The 6,054-nt window shown below is 46.1% G+C and carries 6 protein-coding genes and 2 pseudogenes; 1 reads left to right on the plus strand and 7 read right to left on the minus strand.

Annotation, left to right across the window (positions count from 1 at the left end):
- Positions 1-1,141: 3-isopropylmalate dehydratase large subunit (locus A2517_RS06100; RefSeq protein ID WP_294895156.1), on the minus strand; the 1,141-nt coding region annotated here is incomplete at its 3' end.
- Positions 1,142-1,300: 159 nt separating this feature from the next.
- Here A2517_RS06100 and A2517_RS06105 point away from each other — a divergent pair.
- A complete protein-coding gene (locus tag A2517_RS06105) occupies positions 1,301-1,846 on the plus strand; it encodes a cytochrome b/b6 domain-containing protein (protein WP_294895158.1) in 546 nt (181 codons plus the stop codon).
- Between the two features lie 6 nt (positions 1,847-1,852).
- Here the strand turns inward: A2517_RS06105 and A2517_RS06110 are convergent.
- From A2517_RS06110 to A2517_RS06135, 6 genes and pseudogenes are all read right to left on the minus strand, one after another.
- A pseudogene (locus tag A2517_RS06110) lies at positions 1,853-2,491 on the minus strand (HD-GYP domain-containing protein); the annotation flags it as partial.
- A gap of 30 nt (positions 2,492-2,521) precedes the next feature.
- Positions 2,522-3,367, minus strand: a pseudogene (locus tag A2517_RS06115) (HAMP domain-containing protein); the annotation flags it as partial.
- Positions 3,357-3,758 carry a hypothetical protein gene (locus A2517_RS06120; RefSeq protein ID WP_294895160.1) on the minus strand — a complete coding sequence of 134 codons (402 nt, stop codon included), beginning with the start codon at positions 3,756-3,758 and terminating at the stop codon, positions 3,357-3,359. The pseudogene A2517_RS06115 and the gene A2517_RS06120, both read right to left, overlap by 11 nt.
- Positions 3,758-4,747 carry a DUF481 domain-containing protein gene (locus A2517_RS06125; RefSeq protein ID WP_294895162.1) on the minus strand — a complete coding sequence of 330 codons (990 nt, stop codon included), beginning with the start codon at positions 4,745-4,747 and terminating at the stop codon, positions 3,758-3,760. The genes A2517_RS06120 and A2517_RS06125 overlap by 1 nt, the downstream gene beginning before the upstream one ends.
- Positions 4,748-4,820: 73 nt before the next feature.
- On the minus strand, positions 4,821-5,498 hold the full coding sequence (locus A2517_RS06130; protein ID WP_294895164.1) for a TonB family protein: 678 nt from the start codon (positions 5,496-5,498) through the stop codon (positions 4,821-4,823).
- A partial coding sequence (locus tag A2517_RS06135; RefSeq protein ID WP_294895166.1) for a sulfite exporter TauE/SafE family protein occupies positions 5,495-6,054 on the minus strand: 560 nt, incomplete at its 5' end. The genes A2517_RS06135 and A2517_RS06130, both read right to left, overlap by 4 nt.

Genomic DNA, 6,054 nt, shown 5'->3' on the forward strand with positions numbered 1-6,054 from the left:
CAACGGCTACTTCGTTGTCTCCCAAAATCCCCATGTATCCGCCCAAACAGGCACCGCATGTTGGGTTAGAGACAACACCGCCCGCATCGATGATGATGTCGATATATCCCGCTTTGGTTGCTTCACGGACGATTCTCTGTGTCCCCGGAGTGACGATAAGACGGACGTCGGGGTGAACGCGTTTGCCTTTGAGTATCTCTGCTGCAATTTTAAGGTCAGACAAGCGACCGTTTGTACAGCTTCCGATAAAGGCTTGATCGATTTTGATGTTATCGGAGACAGCTTGAGTGAGGCTGTGGCCGTTGGACGGTAAGAACGGATAGGCGATAACCGGTTCGAGATTGGCCACATCGATTTCGAGGATTTGAACATAGGTTGCATCATCGTCGGAATAATGGATTTTCGGTTCACGCGCAAGCGGTTTGTCGGCGAGGAATTCTGCCGTGATTTCATCATACGCAACGATACCGCTTTTTGCCCCCGCTTCGATTGCCATATTGCACATACTGAAGCGATCATCCATGCTGAGGTAAGGGATCGTGCTTCCCGTAAATTCGAGGGTACGGTACAACGCACCGTCCACACCGATCATGCGGATAATCTCTAAAATAATATCTTTACCCGTAGTATATTTGCCCGGTTTACCGCTCAATACCACTTTGATCGATTCCGGAACTTTGAACCAGTTTCCCCCTGTGATCATGGCAAATGCCAAATCGGTAGAACCCATTCCCGTAGAAAAAGCCCCTAATGCACCGTGAGTACAGGTGTGCGAATCGGCACCGATGATGACATCGCCCGGTACGACAAGCCCTTTTTCAGGAAGCAATGCGTGTTCGATTCCCATATCTTTTTCATCAAAAAAGTGTTTCATCTGATATTTTTTAGCGAAATCGCGGCTGATACGGGCTTGGTTGGCTGAAGCGATATCTTTGGCGGGGATGAAGTGATCGAGGACGATTGAGAACCCCTCAGGATTCGCAAGTTTAGTCGCACCCGAGTCTTCGAATGCTTTGATCGAAATAGGGGTCGTAATGTCGTTACCGATAACCATATCGATAGGTGAGCGGACAATTTCACCCGCATAAACAGTACGTCCGACGTGCTCGGAGAATATCTTTTCAGTAATGGTTTGGCGCATAAGAATTACCTTTTAACGGCTAAATAATGACGCGATTATACCATAGTGAGTCTTAGCGTTTTGGGGTATAGTTGATCTTTTTTAGGGTGTTGATACAGAGTTAACACACGATATATTATTTTAGTGTAAGATAGGTGTATTGAAATACAAGGAGTTTCTATGCGAAATTTTTCATCATCATTTAGAGTGTGGCATTGGCTGAACGCCATCGCTCTATTTGGGTTATTTATTACGGTCGTGCTACGAGAAAGTGTTATGCATAAGGCTAATATCGGTTCAATCGTTCAAACAAAAATGGCGGAGTTGGGGACCATAATTACCGATGATCAGGCAGTAATAATCGGTAAAGCAGTCCGCTCACCGATGTGGGATTGGCACATCTATTTGGGGATTGCGGTTGCGGTTTTATTGCTCTGGCGATTGGCGATGGTGGTCAAAAACGGGTTCGGATTTGACGATAATCCTGCTATGCAAAAGGTGTATCTCCTGTATCGAGCGGTATATGTTTTGATGGCAACTATGTCCCTTAGCGGTTTGGCGCTCTATTACAAGATTACCGGTGAGGCAAAAGAGAATGTTGAGACACTCCATATGGTTTTAGGATGGGCGATTTTTGCTTTTATCGCGATTCATATTATCGGAGTTGTCCTTGCGGAAAAGAGTGATCAAAGCGGTTTGGTATCGCGGATGATCAACGGAAAGTAGATTTTTTTAAGATTCGTGAGTATCTTTAAAGGTCTCACGAATCGCGAGAAATTCATCCAAACGCTCAAAAAAGATATCGATCAGTTTGGGATCGAAATGTTCACCGCGCTCTTCCCTGAAGAGGGAAAAGATTTTCTCATCATCCCACGCTTTTTTGTAGACGCGATCACTCCCTAGTGCATCAAAAACATCGGCCAATGCCGTAATACGGCCGTAGATATGGATCTCTTCACCGCTCAAGCCTCTTGGATAGCCGCTTCCATTGTACTTTTCATGATGTTCATACGCCACCGTAGCTGCCATTTTAAGAAGCGGTCGGTTGGAGTGTTGGAGCATCTCATATCCTAGTTCGGCATGGGTATCCATAATGCGCCGTTCCTCCTCGTCAAAACGCCCCGGTTTGTTTAAAACGGCATCCGGAATAGCTACTTTGCCGATATCATGCATAGGAGAAGCTTGTCTGAGCATTTCGGCATCTTCTTCATTAAGGCCGTAATACAGAGCAAGAAGTTTGGAATATTCCGCCACTCTTTTGACGTGATTTCCCGTCTCTTTGGAACGGCTCTCCCCGATGGAACCCATTGTAAAAACGACTTCCCGCTGTGTGTCTTCGATTTCACGGTTGAGAGTGGTGATTTCATCTAACGCTTTATCCATCCCCCCGATCATCGTATTGAAAGCATCGGAAAGCTGCCCGATCTCATCATCCCGATCAACAGAAACCTGCTGTGTATAATCTTGGGTACGGGTGATTTTTTTGGCCGTATCGGAGAGGGCAATAACGGGGCGGATAAGCCCTGTAGCAATATAATAGGCAGCGGCGGCTATGAAAATGGCACCCGTAATCAGCAGAGCAATAAACCATTGTTCGTATTTGTAAAGCAAGCGATAGGCAAACCCTTTTTCTTCTTCCAAAACAATGGTTAGCTCCGGCTGATGTTTGAGAGGATGGGAGACTTGGAGCGATTCTTCAAAAACATTGGGTCGAAGTGCAATGGTTCCATCATGGTGTTTGAGATAATAATGGCGCTGTGGAGAGTTGGAAAAAAACGGTTGGAAGTTTTCGAGCGGATAGGTGACGATGAGCTCAGCAATTTTTTCTTGGGTGAAGGTTGAGTGAATAGGGATTGCAAAAAAAGGTTGAATGGATTTGATTTTGGAAATAGCGCTAAAGTCACTGGAAGCGATAATTTTACGGTTCACATCTATGACATAAAAATCACCGCTCATCTTCATATCATTTTTCTTGGAGAGAAGCATCGTACTGATACGACGATCCAAATCTTGGGTATAGAGATCGTTCATAACTTCCGATTTGGCAATAAATGCCATATCGTTTTGGAGGGTTTGCAGATGCTGATCGATCCGCTCTACCGTAAGGCTTAGCTGGGTATTCATCTCTTGCGTAACGGCATTGTATTGTTCTTGACGAAACGAGTTGCCTAGCAAAATCATACTCAACGCATAGGGGATAAGGCTGACCCCCAAAAAGAGAAGAATAGTTTTGAGTTTAAAACTCATAGATAACCTTTACGCTGCCATCGGCCATGGAAGAGGGGATATAGCCGATAGCCCCTTCCACGTTTTGGACAAACGCTTTGATCGATTCATGGGAGGGCTGGGTGATCGGAGGGGTGATCCCTTGGAAATGTTGTTTGACCCAGTAGGCATTTAACCGATCTCTCCCCATACCTAAAACGTCACTCTCAAAAGCGATTCGAGAAGCCTCTTGACCGACTAAATTGAGGGGGATGATTTTCTGATTTCCTAAAGAGTGCCGTTTTTGTAAAAAAATATCCCGAATCTGCTGAGTTGATAATGTCCCCACCTCGGCTTTTTTCGAGATAATCACACTGTATTGTGCTCCAAAGAGGGTTGAAGCAGCGATAAGGAGCAGAGTAATCGTTTTCATCAGAAGAGCACCGAAAAAGAGAAGAGTGCCCGATTCTCCTCATTCTGAGAATGCCATTGGTATTCCCCCTTTAAAGAGATAGGGTAGAGGGGTCGATAGCTGTAGCCCAACGTGAAGATGGTGTCTTTATAGTCCGAGAAATGGTCGTTATAATGCTCAACTCTTCCGACTACAGCGTGCTCGGGCATATAATGATACATTGCCTGCACATAGCCTGAGAGGGTATAATCGTCTTCTCTGCTATTGTAGTCACTTTTGGCAAGCAGCGCTTCACTGACGAATTGCCACTCGCTATCATCATATTTGACGTTCGCTTGAAGAAAACGTGTCCTCTGGTTGGTTTTAGTAATATACTCCCCTACGCTTCCGCCTCCGTTCCACTCCATAGAAAACTCTTTTTCAACGGCAAAACCGTAAAAATGGGTGTTGGGAATATTGATGTACTCTTCATCCAAATCATGATTTTTTTGGGCGAAAAGGTGATAACGCAACCCCTCAGTACTCGGTACATACCCGTTGATATCGATACCGGTGAGAAATTTCGGAAAAAGGAGCATGCTGTAAAGGGGATTGGAGGTGGTATCGCGTAATACGTTAATCGGCTCCATATTCCAATACCCGATGGGGGTGATTTGTTTTCCGAAACGGATATTAAAATCATCCGACATCCACAGATCGCCGTAAAGCCGTTCAGCATGGAACTTTTGGCTTCCTCCGTCGCTCCCGTCGCTGAAGTTTTTGTGGTAAAACCCGACCGCTTCAAACTCCGCCAAATACGAAATCATAGGGTTAATGTCCCCATAGGCCATAACGGCTACGTCATCAAGGGTAAAGGTCTCATCGCTTCGGCCTGCTTCGAACTCGCTCGAAAAGTATCCTCCCACATTGATATGATCGTTTATTTGTGCTCCGCGACCCAACTCGTAAGCGTGCGTACACGTAGAGATGAAAAGGAGGAGTAAAGAAGAAAAGGGTGATTTTAGGGACACGAACAATCCTCATAGTGCGACGAATTAAATAAACTTAATCCTACCACAAATAGGGCTAAGCTGAGCTTATTCCTTAGCTGTTGAGCTTAAACTCTAATGTCAGTTCAATCTCCATCGGCAAAGAATCTACGAGGTTCTTCGGTACATCGATACCTGAAGCTGAGGAAACGGCGGTTTTGACCGCATTATGGAAAATAGCCTCTCCCCGCTGAACCGAAATGGTATTAATCGTTCCATCATTCGCCATTGTGAATCGCACATCGATTTCCCCTTCCATCCCTCTGCGTCGTGCCGCGGTCGGATAGCGTAAATGGTTCTGTATCGTGGTACGCAAAGAGGCAAAAAATGATCTTTTTGCAGCCGTTAGATCGGGTTTAGGCGATACTTTTACCGGTGGCGGTGCGGGTGCAACAAAGGTTTGTACAGGAGGTGTAGTCGGTGTTACTTGCGATAGTGCAGGGGGCTGAATCGGGGCTGTGATGGCTATAGGTTCTTTTGCAACGCTCTGTTTTTGTAGTAACGGCTTTTGCGGCTCTTTCACAAGAGGTTTTATTTTCTCGATAAGAGGCGCTTGAACCGGTTGGGGTTTTAGAGAGGGTTTTGAGAGAGAGATCAGCGTCACGTGATGCATAGGGATTTTCACAAGTTTAGGGGGGGTAGTGAGTTGGGTTAGTACCCAAAAAGCCAAAGAACCCATGAGGGCATGAAAGGTAAGGGAGAGGAGAAAAGATTTACGTGCGGTTGTCATCATAGGTGTATCCATCCGTTAAAGATTGCAATTGCGACCCCTGCAAGGAGGATCGGTGCGGTGTGTTGGAGCACTGCTCGGTAGCGAGAGAGGTGAATGAGACTCTCTTTGAGTATGGCCGTGAGAACTACTGAAAAAAAGAGGAACCATAGGAGTGTTGCTCCTAACCCGAAGGTAAAGCCATAAGCGATTGCCCAGAGCAAAGAGGGGGTGGTTGCGCTGAGGGTCATCATCGTGATAACGGGAGCACAGAGTGACATCGACAAGAAAACGCCGGTCATAAAAAGGGGTATTGCTTCTTGGGGTGTCTGCGTAGAGGTGCTACAGCAGGAGGATGAAGTCCTAAGGGAGAACCATAATCGCCCTGCGAGAATGAGGGTGACACTCCCCAGCATATACCCCATTAGGGTGGTATCGCTGATGAGAGATTTTATCATCGTTGCACTATAGTAAGCAATAAGAGAGAGGGCTATATAGCCGCTGATACGTCCTAAACTGATGGGGAGCAGGACTCGGAGGCTTTGCTGGCGTGTTGCACTGTTGGCCAAAAGTATGGGGG

Origin of the sequence: Sulfuricurvum sp. RIFOXYD12_FULL_44_77 (assembly GCF_001830725.1) — a bacterium.
GTDB lineage: Bacteria > Campylobacterota > Campylobacteria > Campylobacterales > Sulfurimonadaceae > Sulfuricurvum > Sulfuricurvum kujiense_A.

Bases quoted from the DNA above. Each gene is read 5' to 3' on its own strand.
- A2517_RS06120 (WP_294895160.1), bottom strand. From the start codon at position 3,758: ATGAAAACGATTACTCTGCTCCTTATCGCTGCTTCAACCCTCTTTGGA.
- A2517_RS06130 (WP_294895164.1), bottom strand. From the start codon at position 5,498: ATGATGACAACCGCACGTAAATCTTTTCTCCTCTCCCTTACCTTTCAT.
- A2517_RS06105 (WP_294895158.1), top strand. From the start codon at position 1,301: ATGCGAAATTTTTCATCATCATTTAGAGTGTGGCATTGGCTGAACGCC.